Genomic DNA, 13,582 nt, shown 5'->3' on the forward strand with positions numbered 1-13,582 from the left:
AAGCACCTAGCTGATTAGCATCATCTCAAAATTACGGCTTCATCTCTTCAAAGAACTTCTTCACGCTATCGAAAAAGCCGGTTTTCTTCGGCGAATGGCTATGGCTGTTGGTGCCGTCCAAGCTCTTTTGTAGCTGACGCAGCAGGTCTTGCTGCTCGTCATTGAGATTGACCGGGGTTTCCACCACCACTTTGCATAGCAGATCGCCAGGAGCACCGCCACGCACGGGCTTCACGCCTTTACCGCGCAGACGGAATAGCTTGCCGGTTTGGGTTTCCGGCGGAATTTTCAGCTTCACGCGCCCGTCGAGCGTCGGCACTTCCAGCTCCCCGCCAAGGGCAGCATCAACAAAGTTGATCGGCACATCACACTGCAGGTGCTTACCGTCACGCTGGAAGATATGGTGCGGCTTGATGGCTACCTGGACATACAAATCGCCCGGAGGGCCGCCGTTGACGCCGCTTTCGCCTTCCGCATTCAAACGGATGCGGTCGCCGGTGTCCACGCCTGGGGGAATCTTCACCGACAGCGTCCGGGTCTCGCGCACGCGACCTTCGCCGTTACATTTATGGCACGGCACTTTGATGTGTTGGCCAGAGCCATGACAGGTCGGGCAGGTTTGCTGAACGGCGAAGAAACCTTGCTGCATACGCACTTGGCCGTGGCCATGGCACGTTGGACAGGTATCTTTGCTTGAACCTGGTTCAGCACCGCCGCCATCGCAGCGATCGCATTCAATATGCCGCGGTACGCGGATATCGACCGTGGTACCGGCCACTGCGTTTTCCAGGTCCAGCTCAAGGTTATAGCGCAGATCAGAGCCCCGTGCAGGCGCATTGGGGCCGCGCCGACGTCCACCGCCGCCACCGAAAATATCGCCAAACACATCGCCAAAGATGTCGCTGAAATCGCCAGCGCCACCGCCGCCAAAACCTCCGCCACCAAAGCCGCCTTGGCCGTCAACCCCGGCATGGCCAAACTGATCGTAAGCGGCACGTTTTTCGCTGTCGGTTAAGACTTCGTAGGCTTCCGATACCTCACGGAATTTCTCCGCAGCGGTGTCATCATCCGGGTTACGGTCGGGGTGATACTTTTGCGCCAGGCGACGGTAGGCCTTCTTGATCTCTTTCTGATCAGCCCCTTTTTCGACACCCAGGACTTCATAATAATCGCGTTGGGACATGGGTCCTACGCCTCCTGGTTAGCTACGCATTCAACTGCACATTTAACTTCGAGCGTCTCGGCCGCGGAAACAGCAACGCGGGAGGTTGCCTCCCGCGTCACCGCTTTCCTTGGCAGAAAGAGGGGTTACTGTTTCTTTTGCTCGTCGTTGACTTCTTCGTACTCGGCGTCAACCACGTCTTCTTCAGGCTTCGATTTGCCTTGGTCGGCGCCCTCTTCACCCGGCTGCTCAGCGCCTTCTGCCTGCTCGGCGTACATCTTTTGTGCCAGCTTGCCTGACGCCTCGGTGAGCGCGTCGAGTTTTTGCTGAATCAGCTCTTGGTCGTCGCCTTTAGTGGCTTCTTCCAACTCGGTGATAGCGGTTTCGATGGCTTGTTTCTCGTCATCGGTCGCTTTGTCACCGGCTTCTTCCAGCGTTTTACGCGTAGCGTGGATCATGCCGTCCGCCTGGTTACGCAGCTGCACCAGCGCTTCGAACTTTTTATCTTCGTCCGCGTGGGCTTCGGCATCGCGTACCATTTGATCGATTTCTTCGTCGGTCAAGCCGCTGGACGCCTTGATGACGATCGACTGCTCTTTGCCGGTTGCCTTATCTTTGGCTGATACGTTCAGAATACCGTTGGCATCCAGATCGAAAGCCACTTCGATTTGCGGCACACCGCGCGGCGCGGGCGGAATATCGGCAAGATCAAAGCGACCCAGCGACTTGTTCTGCGATACTTGCTTACGCTCGCCTTGCACGGCATGGATGGTCACCGCCGTCTGGTTGTCATCCGCCGTGGAGAAGGTTTGCGTCTTCTTGGTCGGAATAGTGGTGTTTTTCTCGATCAGCGGTGTCATTACACCCCCCAGGGTTTCGATACCCAAGGTTAACGGGGTAACGTCGAGCAGCAGTACGTCTTTAACGTCGCCGCCCAGCACACCGCCCTGAATCGCAGCACCCACGGCCACCGCTTCGTCAGGGTTAACGTCTTTACGTGCTTCTTTACCGAAGAACTCAGCGGCTTTCTGCTGGACCAGCGGCATGCGCGTCTGGCCACCGACCAGGATCACGTCGTCAATTTCAGATGCCGACAGGCCAGCATCTTTAAGGGCCATCTTGCACGGCTCCATTGAGCGCTGTACCAGGTCATCTACCAGCGATTCCAGCTTGGCACGGGTCACCTTCACGTTAAGGTGCTTCGGCCCTGTGTTGTCCGCCGTGATGTACGGCAGGTTAACGTCGGTTTGCTGTGCGCTGGACAGCTCGATTTTGGCTTTCTCGGCGGCTTCTTTCAGACGCTGCATGGCCAGATTGTCACCGGACAGGTCAATACCGCTGTCCGATTTGAACTGGTCAACCAGATAGTTAATCAACGCCAGGTCAAAGTCTTCGCCGCCCAGGAAAGTGTCGCCATTGGTGGCCAGCACTTCAAACTGGGTTTCGCCGTCAACATCGGCGACTTCGATGATCGAAATATCGAAGGTACCGCCGCCCAGGTCGTAGACCGCGATGGTTTTATCGCCGCGAGACTTGTCCATACCGTAGGCGAGCGCTGCCGCGGTCGGCTCGTTGATGATGCGCTTAACATCCAAACCAGCGATGCGACCCGCATCCTTGGTAGCCTGACGCTGGCTGTCGTTGAAGTAAGCCGGTACCGTAATGACCGCCTCGGTAACAGTTTCGCCGAGGTAATCTTCCGCCGTCTTCTTCATTTTCTTAAGCACTTCCGCGCTGACCTGCGGCGGCGCCATTTTTTTACCTTTCACTTCTACCCAAGCGTCACCGTTATCCGCTTCGGTAATTTTGTAAGGCACCATTTTAATGTCTTTTTGTACGACATCGTCTTTAAAACGACGGCCGATTAGACGCTTGATGGCATATAGCGTGTTTTCTGGGTTGGTGACCGCTTGGCGCTTGGCTGCCTGGCCAACGAGCGTTTCACCGTCGTCGGTGTAAGCGATGATAGACGGTGTGGTACGGCCGCCTTCCGCATTTTCAATGACTTTTGCACTGTCGCCATCGAGCACCGATACACAAGAGTTGGTGGTGCCCAAATCAATACCAATAATGCGTCCCATAATAAGAACCTCGAATCTGGTTGTTTCAATACGTCAAACTGATTGCGGGTATCCCGCGGGGTTGCCCTTTATTTGGGGGCCACCTGAGACTTTTCAAGGCTTTTTTATGCCTTATCTGCCTTATGACTCACTCGCTTTCTGACTAACGACTACCATCGCTGGGCGTACAAGACGTCCATTCAATGAGTAGCCTTTTTGCATTACCTCCATGACGGTGTTGGGCTCGAGCTCAGGGTTCGGCACCATCGCCATGGCTTCATGAACTTGCGGGTCGAAGGGTTCGCCTTGGGGCTCAATGCTTTCGACACCAAACTTGTTCAGCACATCAAGCTGCATCTTCAGTGTCATTGAGACGCCTTCTCGATGAACGTCTGAGGCGTCTTCCTGCATGGATTCGAGCGCTTTTTCCAGGCTGTCGACGACCGGCAGCAGGTCTTTAACAAACTTTTCCAAGGCAAATTTGCGTGCCTTTTCGGCTTCAAGCTCCGCTCGACGACGCACGTTTTGCGCTTCAGCGGCCGCTCTTAGCGATTGGTCGTTGGCTTCTGCCAGACGTTGCTCCAGGTCTTGTACCTGGGCGGCCAGGGCGTCTGCTTCGGAGCCGTCATCGACGCTATCAACAATCGCTTCTTCGTCATTAATCAAGCCTTCCAGCTCGCCTTCAACCAAGCGATCTTCCGCCTCTTGCTCCGGGGTTTCTGCTTCTTGCTCGTGGCGAGCCAGCTCGTCATCTAGTGGCGTTTGCGGTTCTTTTGCCATGCCTTGCTCCTGCAACGTTCGGGGGCTAGTCAAAAGCCCGATAGTAAGTAGCGATATAAATTGGCTATGCACGGTATATGGGGACCATAAAAGCCATCTCAAGTGGGCATTGAAGCGCGGTTTCGACTACTGTATAAAACAACAATACTCAGGCGCGCATGCCGCGCTCGCTCCGCTGTGCCTCAGGAGGGCCTTATGCTGACTCAGCTTGCTATTCGAGATTACGCGATCGTTGAGCATCTAGAGCTCGACCTGACGCATGGCATGACCGCCATTACCGGCGAAACCGGGGCGGGCAAATCAATTTTATTGGGAGCATTGGGCCTTTGCTTGGGTGAGCGCGCCGATGCCGGCAGCGTGCGCCACGGCAGTGAGCGCACAGACCTATCGGCGCGATTCGATATTCAGCACTTGCCCGCTGCCATCGAGTGGCTGAGTAGCCGGGAACTCCCCTGCGACGAGTGCTTGTTGCGGCGCGTGGTAACCGCAAGTGGACGCTCCAAGGCCTGGATCAATGGACAGCCGGCCACGATCAGCGACCTAAAATCGCTGGGTGAACGGCTGGTACAGATTCACGGCCAGCATGCCCACCAAGCGTTAATGCGTGAAGAAACTCACCTCGCGCTGCTCGATGATTATGCGGGACTTCGCGAGGCGGCACAGCGGCTTGCCGCGACGTATCACGACTGGCGCAGCACCAACCGGCGTCTTAAACAGCGCAAGGAAGCTGGCAGCGAAGTGGAAGCCAAACGACAATTGCTGCGTTATCAGGTAGAAGAACTCGACCAGCTGGGGCTTGCGGAAGGCGAATTGGAGACCCTGGAAAACGAGCAGCACACGCTGGCCCACGCCGACGAAACCTTACGTGAAACACAATTTGCCGCCGATTGCTGCGCCAGCGACGAAGGCGGCGCCCTGTCGCTGCTTAACCAAGCTTATACGCATTTAAGCGCCTTACCAGGGAGCGACAAAGGTACGCTGGCCAATACCCTCGCCATGCTCAGCGATGCGCGCATTCAGATTGAAGAAGCGGCCAGCGAACTCAACCATTTCGCCAGCACCACCGAGCTCGACCCGGAACGCTTGGCTTGGGTGGAGCAGCGCTTGGCTGATGTTCACCGTATCGCCCGCAAACACCATGTCGCGCCGGATGAGGTCTGTGCACTGCACGCTGAGCTGACTCGCGAAGTTGCTGAGTTGGACAACAGCGATAACGATATTGAAACCCTGAGCGCCCAGCTCGCCAACTACCGTGAGCGCTATCGCGGCGAGGCCAAACGGCTAAGCGAAGCACGCCAAAAAGCGGCTGTGCAATTGGGTAAAGAAGTTCAGCAGCAGCTTACCTTTCTGGCCATGGGCAAGGCGCGCTTCGAAGTTGCCGTCACCCCCCGCGACACACCGGCAGCGGAAGGCCTCGACCATGTCCACTTTTTAATCAGCGCTAACCCCGGCCAACCCGCCAGACCGCTCACCAAGGTGGCGTCAGGCGGTGAGCTTTCGCGCATTAGCTTGGCCATACAGGTCGTCGCCGCGTCTCACTCGACCATTCCAAGCCTGGTGTTTGATGAAGTCGACGTGGGAGTGTCCGGCGCCACCGCGGAAATCGTTGGCCAACTGCTGCGCAAGCTCGGCGAAAACGGTCAGGTAATGACCGTCACTCACCTGCCCCAGGTGGCCGCACAGGCTCACCAACATCTACACATTGAAAAACGCGCTAAGCGCGATACGACCCTGACGCAGATGGCCCTTCTCGATGAACAGGGTCGTGTGAGCGAACTCGCCCGCATGCTGGGCGGCGTCACGCTCTCTGACCAAACCCTTGCCCACGCACGTGAAATGCTCAACGCAAGCCAACGCAAACCGCATTAACAACGCGCCTCGCGCGCCCTTGGCTATTATCGAACGTCCCACAGAAACGCCCCCGGGCCGCCTAGCATTTCAGCTAGGCAGCCCAGAGGCGATGGGCAGGACAGCAGAGGCTTTGGCGTGCGCCCTACTTTTTGTTAGTAGGTCCACTGTCTTGGCGCGTGACGTCCGATCCACGAGGGCGAACGTACAACACCAAGGCATGGTCCACTAATTCGTAGCCGTGCTCTTCAGCGATTTCTTGTTGACGACGCTCAATGATTTCGTCGACGAATTCGACGATTTCACCGCTTTCTAAACACACCATGTGGTCATGGTGGTCTTCTTGCGTCATCTCAAATACCGCATGACCGCCATCGAAATTGTGACGAATGACGAGGCCAGCCGACTCAAACTGGGTCAGTACACGGTAAACAGTTGCCAGTCCCACATCTTCGCCCGCATCTATCAGTGTTTTATACACTTCTTCTGCGCTAAGGTGGTGCTGACCCGAAGCAGTTTCGAGAATCTGCAGGATTTTGACACGCGGCAGGGTCACTTTCAGCCCGGCTTTACGTAATTCATGGTTCTTATCGGCCATGGTTGCTCTTCGCAGTAACAGGTTAGGTCGGGTATGATCGACCGAAACCACGATAGTGAAGAATAGGCTCAAATGCAAAAATTGACTCGAATCATCACGCTCTCCGTCTCCATTGCCGTTATCAGCGGCTGTAGTTACGTTGGCGTGTACAAACGCGACATCCCGCAAGGCAACCTGGTCACTGAGGAAATGGTCGACCAACTGCAACCGGGAATGACCCAGGAACAAGTCACCTATGTCATGGGACGCCCGCTGCTCGAAGCACCCTTCGATGCTCGTCAGTGGGATTATATATTCCGTCTCGATAAAGCTTATAGCGACGTTGAAAAACGGCGCGTTACGCTGACGTTTGACAACCAGGGGCGGCTTGCCGACATTGACCAGGAAGGTGACTTATCAGAAGACATTCCTCTCGAGGGTGAGGACGTTCGTGGACCTGCAACTGACACTGCCGATCCGTCCCAGACGAATAGTGAGCAGTCGCAGAACCCCGCACCTAGTTCCTCACCCAGCTCTCAGCCTTAATCGCCGCTCCCGCTCGCTTGGCGTTTTGCACGCGCCCGGCGAGCGGCTTTGGGATCGATAAGCAGTGGTCGATACACCTCAACCCGATCTCCCGGTGCTACATTATGTCGCGCCGGGTCGCGTAGCGCCTGCCCGAAAATACCCAGCGGCGCATCGTCGAAGGTCTCGCGAGGTAGTTCGGGAAATAGACGCGGCAAATCCGCTAGAGCAACTGCGTCACGAGCGGTCGTCCCCGGGGGTACGTTGAGCGCGACCAAGCGTTGTTTGTGCGGGAGACCAAACGCTACCTCGATAGTGAAGGTGTCATCGACCATGGAGCTCGTCGGCACGGCGGGTGAAGGCATCAACAAGCTGTCCGGCAATCTGCTGGAATAGCTTGCCGAATGCCATGCCTAGTAGCCGATTGGCAAATTCGAACTCCATGTCCAGGCTCACCTTACAGGCGCCATCGCCCATCGGAATAAACTGCCAGCGCCCTTTTAAACGTTTAAAAGGGCCGCTAACCAGAGACATCTCAATACGCTCTGGGGCAAAGAGATCGTTGCGAGTGGTAACCGACTGCTCAACACCCGCACGTCCTAGCGTCATTTCGCCAATTAAGTGATCGTCGTCTTGCTCAAGTAAACGTGCACGACGACAGCCCGGCAAAAACTCTGGATAGCGCTCGAAGTCGTTGACCAGATCGAACATTTGTTTGGGGGTGTGCCGCACCAAGGCGGAACGATTGACGGTTGGCATTGACCTCTCCGCTGACTTCACAGTGCCCAAGGCGTATCATGGGAATCATAGTTAAGACCTTGAATGGTATCATGCCTCCCCGCATAACGAAGGGGATGTCACCGACAGATCGAATATGAGGTTTCATGGCCACGAAAAAAGGTAAGAGCAAAGGCCCTACCAGCAACGTTATTGCCCAAAATAAGAAGGCACGCTTTGAGTATCATATCAATGAAACCTTCGAAGCAGGCCTTTCGCTGGCAGGATGGGAAGTCAAAAGCCTTCGCGCGGGCAAGGCACAGCTCACTGACACCTATATTTTAATTCGCAATGGCGAAGCGTGGTTGCTGGGTAGCCATATCATGCCGCTGAATACCGCCAGCACCCATGAAATCGCTGACCCCACGCGCACGCGAAAATTGCTGCTGCATCGCAAAGAAATTGCCAAGCTGTTTTCGGTGACCCAGGACAAGGGCCACACCTGCGTACCACTAAAACTTTACTGGAAGCGTAATAAGGTTAAGTGCGAGCTTGCCTTGGTGACCGGTAAAAAAGTTCACGACAAACGCGCTACTGAAAAAGATCGCGACTGGAATCGCCAGAAAGGCAGAATCATGCGGGAACATAACAAGGCATAGCTGGTCAATCACTTGTGAGCACGTTAGAATGCCCACGTAACTAAGGGGGCGACATGGTTTCGACGCCGGTGACAACCCCTGCGGTGCATGCCGAGAGCGTGATGTATCTCGTAAATACCACATCACGAAAAATAGTCGCAAACGACGAAAACTATGCTCAAGGCGCGCTAGCAGCTTAAACCCTGTTAGCTTCTTGTCTGGCCCCAAGGCGATGTGCCTATTCATCGCTGAGGGGATACGAGCTAAAAATGATAGGACCGCGGTTGGTAGTGTCTTCTTGCCAGCCGTTAAACTTTAGAAGACTCGCGAGGCTGAATCCTGATCGTCGGAGTCAGTCGAGCTAAATCAAAAGACGAAATCTAAGCATGTAGAGCCAATGGGCGAGTGCTGGCGGACGCGGGTTCAATTCCCGCCGCCTCCACCACCTTACTATACAAATCAAGCACCTACGGGTGCTTTTTTTGTTTTCCCATCCAAAATACCATCCAAACTAAAAGTGGTGTTTTCTGCTGGATTCGCACCATCTCAGTACGAAAAATACAGATGCATGCGGCCTTACACCCTACCTCTGTGCTTCTAGAGCCAACCATGCCAATATCAAGCAATCATAGGCACTTGCCTGCCCAACGAATTTTAGCTAATACGTTATCTTCCAGCCTAAACAGCTATGACTCTGACAGATATCCTTTGCTAATCACTGTTTTCCCTCAATTACGCCGTCCTCCTCTACTTGCATGAACTCTACGATGAGGCTATCTAAACCGTGGAGAGGTAAGTATGTATTTATCAGATCAGCAAGTGGCGAAACGTTACGGGGTGTCAAGGCCTACTGTTTGGCGTTGGTCATCGGAAGGAAGGTTGCCAAAGCCAATTCGTTTAAGCCCTGGCTGCACTCGCTGGCGCCTGGCAGTGCTGGAGGAATTCGAAGCCAAAATTGAGAATGTTAAGTAGGTAACTATTAATAAGTCATTCTGTGCTTATCAAGGATTCTGAGAATATAGCCGATCAACCCTGGCTTGGATACCCTGCCTATTATATAGCTTGAGACCAGAGTTGGGAGTAGCTCAGTGCCAAAGGTGGTGAAGGTTTCCAGAAACAAATGAATGACACATTATGATATTAATAATGCGAGGGCTTAAGTATGCGAATCACAGTCACCATTGATGATGCTATGTATGAAAAGGCTCTTGAGCTTGCTGAGCCAGGCCTATGTACACCCTCTGAGATCTTTCAAGATGCAATGAAGACCTACGTGCGGGTACAAGCAGCTCGTCGCCTAATTGCATTGGGCGGCACTGCTCCAGAGATGCCGGGCACATTTCGTCGAAGGGAGCTTTCGAAGGAATGAAGATGCTGATCACCGCCATTATCATTATAGAAAACGTCTGATGCTCAAACTGTGGTCGCGTCTCTATGGCAACAGTCGGCCGAGGCTGTGTGAAAACGTAGCTGTCGCTATACTTATCCCATGACAGAGTGTGGGAGGTAACGATGAAACGGTTCGTTGCAGGTGAATCCCGGTCCCAAGCTATGTTGTTTCCTGAGCTTCTGGATGATTTCGTTACTGAAGATAACCCAGTTCGGGCTATTGAGGCTTTCGTGAACGCCCTTGACCTCAAGCAGCTGGGTTTCAAAGGTGTTGACCCCCATGCCACAGGCCGGCCCGCCTATCACCCCGCTGTACTTCTAAAAATCTATCTCTACGGCTACCTCAACAGCGTGCAATCCAGCCGCCGTTTGGAACGTGAGGCGCAGCGTAATGTTGAGCTCATGTGGCTAACGGAGCGCCTCGCACCGGACTTTAAAACGATTGCCGATTTCCGCAAGCACAATGGCAAGGCGATCCAAGCCACCTGACGAGACTTTGTCTTGATATGTCGGCATCTGGGGCTCTTTTCACAATCAGTGATGGCCATTGATGGCAGCAAATTTAAGGCTGTCAACAATCGAGACCGCAACTTTACCTTGGCCAAGATGAAGCGGCGAGCAGAAGAAATCGACAAAAGTATTGAGCGCTATTTACGCCAGCTCGACGCAATGGATCAAGGCTCCGCTGTTGTCACAGAAGCACAGACGACACGGTTGAAGGAAAAGATCGCCTCTCTCACAGAAGAAGTTCAACAACTGCAATCCATTGAAATTCAAAGAACCGAGGCTCCTGATCAGCAAGTCTCTTTGACAGACCCTGACGCTCGCTCCATGAACGCGCGAGGAACGGGGATTGTGGGCTACAACGTTCAGACGGCTGTCGATAGCCAGCATCATCTGATTGTCACCCATGAAGTCACGAATGTCGGCAGTGACCGGCGTCAGCTTTACCGGATGGCCAAGCAAGCACGCGATGCTAGCGGCGTCAGTGATCTACACGTCGTCGCTGATCGCGGTTATTTTACAAGTAATGAAATACTTGCCTGTCATGAGGCCGGTATTACGACGTATCTCCCTAAGCCTAAAACCTCGCCAAACCAGGCCAAAGGTATGTTTCCCAGGGAAGCGTTCCGGTATGTGCCTGAACGTAATGAATATCGCTGTCCCGCGAGAGAGCGGCTTATTTGGCGCTTCAAGAACGTCGAAAAAGGCCAGACGTTACATTGCTATTGGAGTTCGGCCTGTCCGAATTGCTCAATGAAGTCGCAATGCACCACAGGTATTTATCGGCGCATTAAACGCTGGGAACACGAAGAAGTATTGGAGGCGGTAACATCACGTCTGGATCAGAGGCCGGATATAATGCGCATCCGTCGTCAAACGGTTGAGCATCCCTTTGGCACGTTGAAAGCGTGGATGGGTGCGACACACTTTTTAACCAAAGGGCTTAAGAACGTCAGCACGGAAATGAGCCTCCATGTGCTTGCCTACAACATGAAACGCGTCATGAATATCCTCGGCCCCAAGGGTTTGATCCAAGCATTGCGGGCATAAGGCCTTAGTCCGGACCTAGCTCTGCCAAGCTTGTGGTAGCCAATAACGCTCTTTAGTAAGTGCTTCTTAGGCTTTATCTCGATTAACGTCGGATTTGGCATAAGAAATGAAAAACGTTCTGATCTGTCTTGCTAGCCGATAGTCGTGCCAATACGACTGAACACTGTCACCGTCAACTGATTTTTAGGTTTTCACACAGCCTCGGCCAAGAGCGGACATTCAGTGTGGGCTGATACAACGTCGCCATTGTTATGCCACAAAAATGCTAACGACATAGCTCGCTACATGCGCAGACGCGTGAGTGATTTCCGCCGCCTCCAAGCCGAATCGCCAGAACAGATAGCCGAAAAGTATGCCGAAGACAGTGTTCGCGCCGACGATGAGAACTGCCACTCTAGACGCAAACTCACCGACTTTCGCTGCTACCGCTGGCAGGTGAGCTGCGCCAAATAAGAGTGCGCTTACGACATTTTCTGCGTGCCATCCATTTTTCTTGTATTTCCTTTGATTCTGAGAAAAAACGAAACAGCCATCCACTTCCCACCTAGCCCTTTGGGCTCTTGCCAAAATCATAATGAGTAAGATTTCTCAAGTGGAGTAACTATGAGTATCACTCACCCTATCAACTCCATAATGCCATGCTATTATCTATTAATAACAAAATGATCTATCTTTATTCCTGAAAGAAAAACCCACTTCTCAGGAGCTCGACATGTCTAACGAAACCTTCCAGCCTGTAATGCCACAAATTAACCGTCCAGCACCGGCTTTTACCGCGAAAACCACTCATGGTGAAAAGTCGCTCAATGACTATTTAGGTAAATGGTTGGTTTTATTCGCCCACCCGTCAGACTTTACCCCAGTGTGCACCACGGAATTTTCGGCATTTGCGAATTACGCAGAACAGTTCAAAGAGTTCAACACGGAGCTGCTGGGCCTTTCCATCGATAGCATTCACTCGCACATCGCGTGGACACGAAGCATTAAAGATAACTTCGGTGTTGAAATTACCTTCCCGATTATTGCTGATCTCAACATGAAAGTAGCAAATGCCTACGGAATGATTCAGCCAGGTGCCAGCGACACCGCTGCGGTTCGCGCTACTTTTGTGATTGACCCAGAGGGTGTACTGCGTGCCATGTTGTACTACCCGATGACCAACGGCCGCTCAGTGGAAGAAGTGCTTCGCCTGGTTAAGTCCTTACAAACAAGCGATGAGCATGGGGTGGCGACACCAGAAGCTTGGTTGCCCGGCCAGCCGGTCATCGTTCCACCGCCCCACACCTCGCAAGATGCGGAAGCTCGTCAATCAGAAGGCTATGAATACACCGACTGGTACTTCTGCAAAAAGACACTTTAATGCTGAAAGCTCCTCACCCTGATATCCCTCAATTCTTAGGAGGACTACGCATGAATACTTTTAAGCTTTCAAAGCACACTGGAACAGGCACGCCAGATGTCGCCGGTTTTTTTGACCCACGTACCTTTAGCATCCAGTACGTGGTGAGCGACCCCGCTACCAAGCAGTGTGCGATTATCGACCCCGTATTGGATTTTGACGAAAAGTCCGGCGCAACCGCGACCCACTGCGCCGATGAACTACTGACCTATATCGAAAAAGAGGGGCTGTCGGTGGTGTGGATTCTCGATACCCACCCCCATGCCGACCACTTCTCTGCAGCACACTATTTAAAAGAAAAAACAGGTGCTCCTACGGCTATTGGGCAGCATGTCACCAAAGTGCAGACACTTTGGAAGGAGATCTATCACTGGCCAGAAATGCCTACCGATGGCCGCCAGTGGGACACACTGTTTAGTGAAAGCGACACCTTTAACATCGGCGAACTGAATGCTCGCGTACTATACTCGCCCGGCCATACGCTGGCCTCAATTACCTATGTGATTGGCGATACGGCCTTCGTGCACGACACTCTATTCCAGCCAGACTTTGGTACCGCACGGGCAGATTTCCCTGGTGGAGATGCCAAAGAACTGTGGCACTCCATTCAACAGATTCTATCGCTGCCCGCTAACACCCGGCTGTTTACCGGCCACGACTATATGCCCGATGACCGCGAGCCCCAGTGGGAAAGCACGGTCGCTGAGCAGCGTAAACATAACCCGCACTTAGTCAACATGAGTGAAACGGATTACCTCTCTCTACGCCACAAGCGCGATAGTGAATTGCCCATGCCCAAACTGATTTTGCACGCCCTACAGGTCAACACGCGTGGTGGAAGACTTCCGGAGCCTGAAGCTAATGGTAAGCGCTACCTAAAAATTCCTCTGGATGCTTTGGAAGGCGCCGCTTGGGATTAATAAGCCACTAATT

Annotated in this window: 13 protein-coding genes, 1 other RNA gene and 1 pseudogene; 8 read left to right on the forward strand and 7 right to left on the reverse strand. The window is 53.4% G+C overall.

The genetic code is table 11. The annotated features are described in order from the left end of the window. Window positions 1-31 precede the first annotated feature (31 nt). The 3 genes from dnaJ to grpE form a co-directional block, all read right to left on the reverse strand. Complete coding sequence (gene dnaJ, locus CPH17_RS10695) at window positions 32-1,183, reverse strand: molecular chaperone DnaJ (protein WP_074397711.1); 1,152 nt, start codon at window positions 1,181-1,183, stop codon at window positions 32-34. A gap of 125 nt (window positions 1,184-1,308) precedes the next feature. Continuing rightward, complete coding sequence (gene dnaK, locus CPH17_RS10700) at window positions 1,309-3,243, reverse strand: molecular chaperone DnaK (RefSeq protein WP_096299429.1); 1,935 nt, start codon at window positions 3,241-3,243, stop codon at window positions 1,309-1,311. Window positions 3,244-3,363: 120 nt separating this feature from the next. Continuing rightward, window positions 3,364-4,002: a nucleotide exchange factor GrpE gene (gene grpE, locus CPH17_RS10705; RefSeq protein WP_074397713.1), complete on the reverse strand. Its 639-nt coding sequence runs from the start codon at window positions 4,000-4,002 to the stop codon at window positions 3,364-3,366. A gap of 195 nt (window positions 4,003-4,197) precedes the next feature. On the opposite strand from grpE, the gene recN reads away from it, so the two are divergent. Beyond that, entirely contained in the window at window positions 4,198-5,871 is a 1,674-nt protein-coding gene (gene recN / locus CPH17_RS10710; RefSeq protein WP_096299431.1) for a DNA repair protein RecN, read from the forward strand. Window positions 5,872-5,995: 124 nt separating this feature from the next. On the opposite strand, the gene fur is transcribed toward recN, so the two are convergent. Further along, the gene (gene fur, locus CPH17_RS10715) at window positions 5,996-6,448 is read right to left on the reverse strand and encodes a ferric iron uptake transcriptional regulator (protein WP_066316169.1); all 453 of its coding nucleotides are present in this window, start codon (window positions 6,446-6,448) and stop codon (window positions 5,996-5,998) included. A gap of 72 nt (window positions 6,449-6,520) precedes the next feature. On the opposite strand from fur, the gene CPH17_RS10720 reads away from it, so the two are divergent. Beyond that, entirely contained in the window at window positions 6,521-6,973 is a 453-nt protein-coding gene (locus tag CPH17_RS10720) for an outer membrane protein assembly factor BamE (RefSeq protein ID WP_096299433.1), read from the forward strand. Here the strand turns inward: CPH17_RS10720 and CPH17_RS10725 are convergent. Then, on the reverse strand, window positions 6,970-7,287 hold the full coding sequence (locus tag CPH17_RS10725; RefSeq protein ID WP_074397716.1) for an RnfH family protein: 318 nt from the start codon (window positions 7,285-7,287) through the stop codon (window positions 6,970-6,972). The two genes, CPH17_RS10720 and CPH17_RS10725, sit on opposite strands and share 4 nt — an antisense overlap. Then, complete coding sequence (locus tag CPH17_RS10730) at window positions 7,277-7,711, reverse strand: type II toxin-antitoxin system RatA family toxin (protein ID WP_074397717.1); 435 nt, start codon at window positions 7,709-7,711, stop codon at window positions 7,277-7,279. The genes CPH17_RS10725 and CPH17_RS10730 overlap by 11 nt, the downstream gene beginning before the upstream one ends. A 125-nt stretch (window positions 7,712-7,836) precedes the next feature. On the opposite strand from CPH17_RS10730, the gene smpB reads away from it, so the two are divergent. The 4 genes and pseudogenes from smpB to CPH17_RS10755 all read left to right on the forward strand — a co-directional run bounded on the left by smpB (window position 7,837) and on the right by CPH17_RS10755 (window position 11,250). Continuing rightward, entirely contained in the window at window positions 7,837-8,328 is a 492-nt protein-coding gene (gene smpB, locus CPH17_RS10735) for an SsrA-binding protein SmpB (protein WP_074397718.1), read from the forward strand. Between the two features lie 44 nt (window positions 8,329-8,372). Continuing rightward, window positions 8,373-8,752: a transfer-messenger RNA gene (ssrA, locus tag CPH17_RS10740) on the forward strand. 353 nt (window positions 8,753-9,105) lie between these two features. Next, on the forward strand, window positions 9,106-9,279 hold the full coding sequence (locus tag CPH17_RS10745) for a helix-turn-helix transcriptional regulator (protein WP_096299435.1): 174 nt from the start codon (window positions 9,106-9,108) through the stop codon (window positions 9,277-9,279). Between the two features lie 540 nt (window positions 9,280-9,819). Further along, window positions 9,820-11,250: pseudogene (locus CPH17_RS10755) on the forward strand (IS1182 family transposase). 249 nt (window positions 11,251-11,499) lie between these two features. On the opposite strand, the gene CPH17_RS10760 reads toward CPH17_RS10755, so the two are convergent. Continuing rightward, window positions 11,500-11,823: a CPBP family glutamic-type intramembrane protease gene (locus CPH17_RS10760; protein ID WP_096299439.1), complete on the reverse strand. Its 324-nt coding sequence runs from the start codon at window positions 11,821-11,823 to the stop codon at window positions 11,500-11,502. Window positions 11,824-11,962: 139 nt separating this feature from the next. Between CPH17_RS10760 and CPH17_RS10765 the strand changes: the two genes are divergently transcribed. Further along, window positions 11,963-12,610, forward strand: a complete 648-nt coding sequence (locus CPH17_RS10765) for a peroxiredoxin (protein ID WP_096299442.1) — start codon at window positions 11,963-11,965, stop codon at window positions 12,608-12,610. Window positions 12,611-12,660: 50 nt separating this feature from the next. Next, window positions 12,661-13,569, forward strand: a complete 909-nt coding sequence (locus CPH17_RS10770; RefSeq protein WP_096299444.1) for an MBL fold metallo-hydrolase — start codon at window positions 12,661-12,663, stop codon at window positions 13,567-13,569. Window positions 13,570-13,582 lie beyond the last annotated feature (13 nt).

Source organism: Halomonas sp. hl-4, assembly GCF_900215475.1.
GTDB lineage: Bacteria > Pseudomonadota > Gammaproteobacteria > Pseudomonadales > Halomonadaceae > Vreelandella.

What these genes read in the sequence shown, in the direction of transcription:
- dnaJ (WP_074397711.1), bottom strand. Translation starts at nt 1,183, where the DNA reads ATGTCCCAACGCGATTATTATGAAGTCCTGGGTGTCGAAAAAGGGGCT.
- dnaK (WP_096299429.1), bottom strand. Translation starts at nt 3,243, where the DNA reads ATGGGACGCATTATTGGTATTGATTTGGGCACCACCAACTCTTGTGTA.
- grpE (WP_074397713.1), bottom strand. Translation starts at nt 4,002, where the DNA reads ATGGCAAAAGAACCGCAAACGCCACTAGATGACGAGCTGGCTCGCCAC.
- recN (WP_096299431.1), top strand. Translation starts at nt 4,198, where the DNA reads ATGCTGACTCAGCTTGCTATTCGAGATTACGCGATCGTTGAGCATCTA.
- fur (WP_066316169.1), bottom strand. Translation starts at nt 6,448, where the DNA reads ATGGCCGATAAGAACCATGAATTACGTAAAGCCGGGCTGAAAGTGACC.
- CPH17_RS10720 (WP_096299433.1), top strand. Translation starts at nt 6,521, where the DNA reads ATGCAAAAATTGACTCGAATCATCACGCTCTCCGTCTCCATTGCCGTT.
- CPH17_RS10725 (WP_074397716.1), bottom strand. Translation starts at nt 7,287, where the DNA reads ATGGTCGATGACACCTTCACTATCGAGGTAGCGTTTGGTCTCCCGCAC.
- CPH17_RS10730 (WP_074397717.1), bottom strand. Translation starts at nt 7,711, where the DNA reads ATGCCAACCGTCAATCGTTCCGCCTTGGTGCGGCACACCCCCAAACAA.
- smpB (WP_074397718.1), top strand. Translation starts at nt 7,837, where the DNA reads ATGGCCACGAAAAAAGGTAAGAGCAAAGGCCCTACCAGCAACGTTATT.
- CPH17_RS10745 (WP_096299435.1), top strand. Translation starts at nt 9,106, where the DNA reads ATGTATTTATCAGATCAGCAAGTGGCGAAACGTTACGGGGTGTCAAGG.
- CPH17_RS10760 (WP_096299439.1), bottom strand. Translation starts at nt 11,823, where the DNA reads ATGATTTTGGCAAGAGCCCAAAGGGCTAGGTGGGAAGTGGATGGCTGT.
- CPH17_RS10765 (WP_096299442.1), top strand. Translation starts at nt 11,963, where the DNA reads ATGTCTAACGAAACCTTCCAGCCTGTAATGCCACAAATTAACCGTCCA.
- CPH17_RS10770 (WP_096299444.1), top strand. Translation starts at nt 12,661, where the DNA reads ATGAATACTTTTAAGCTTTCAAAGCACACTGGAACAGGCACGCCAGAT.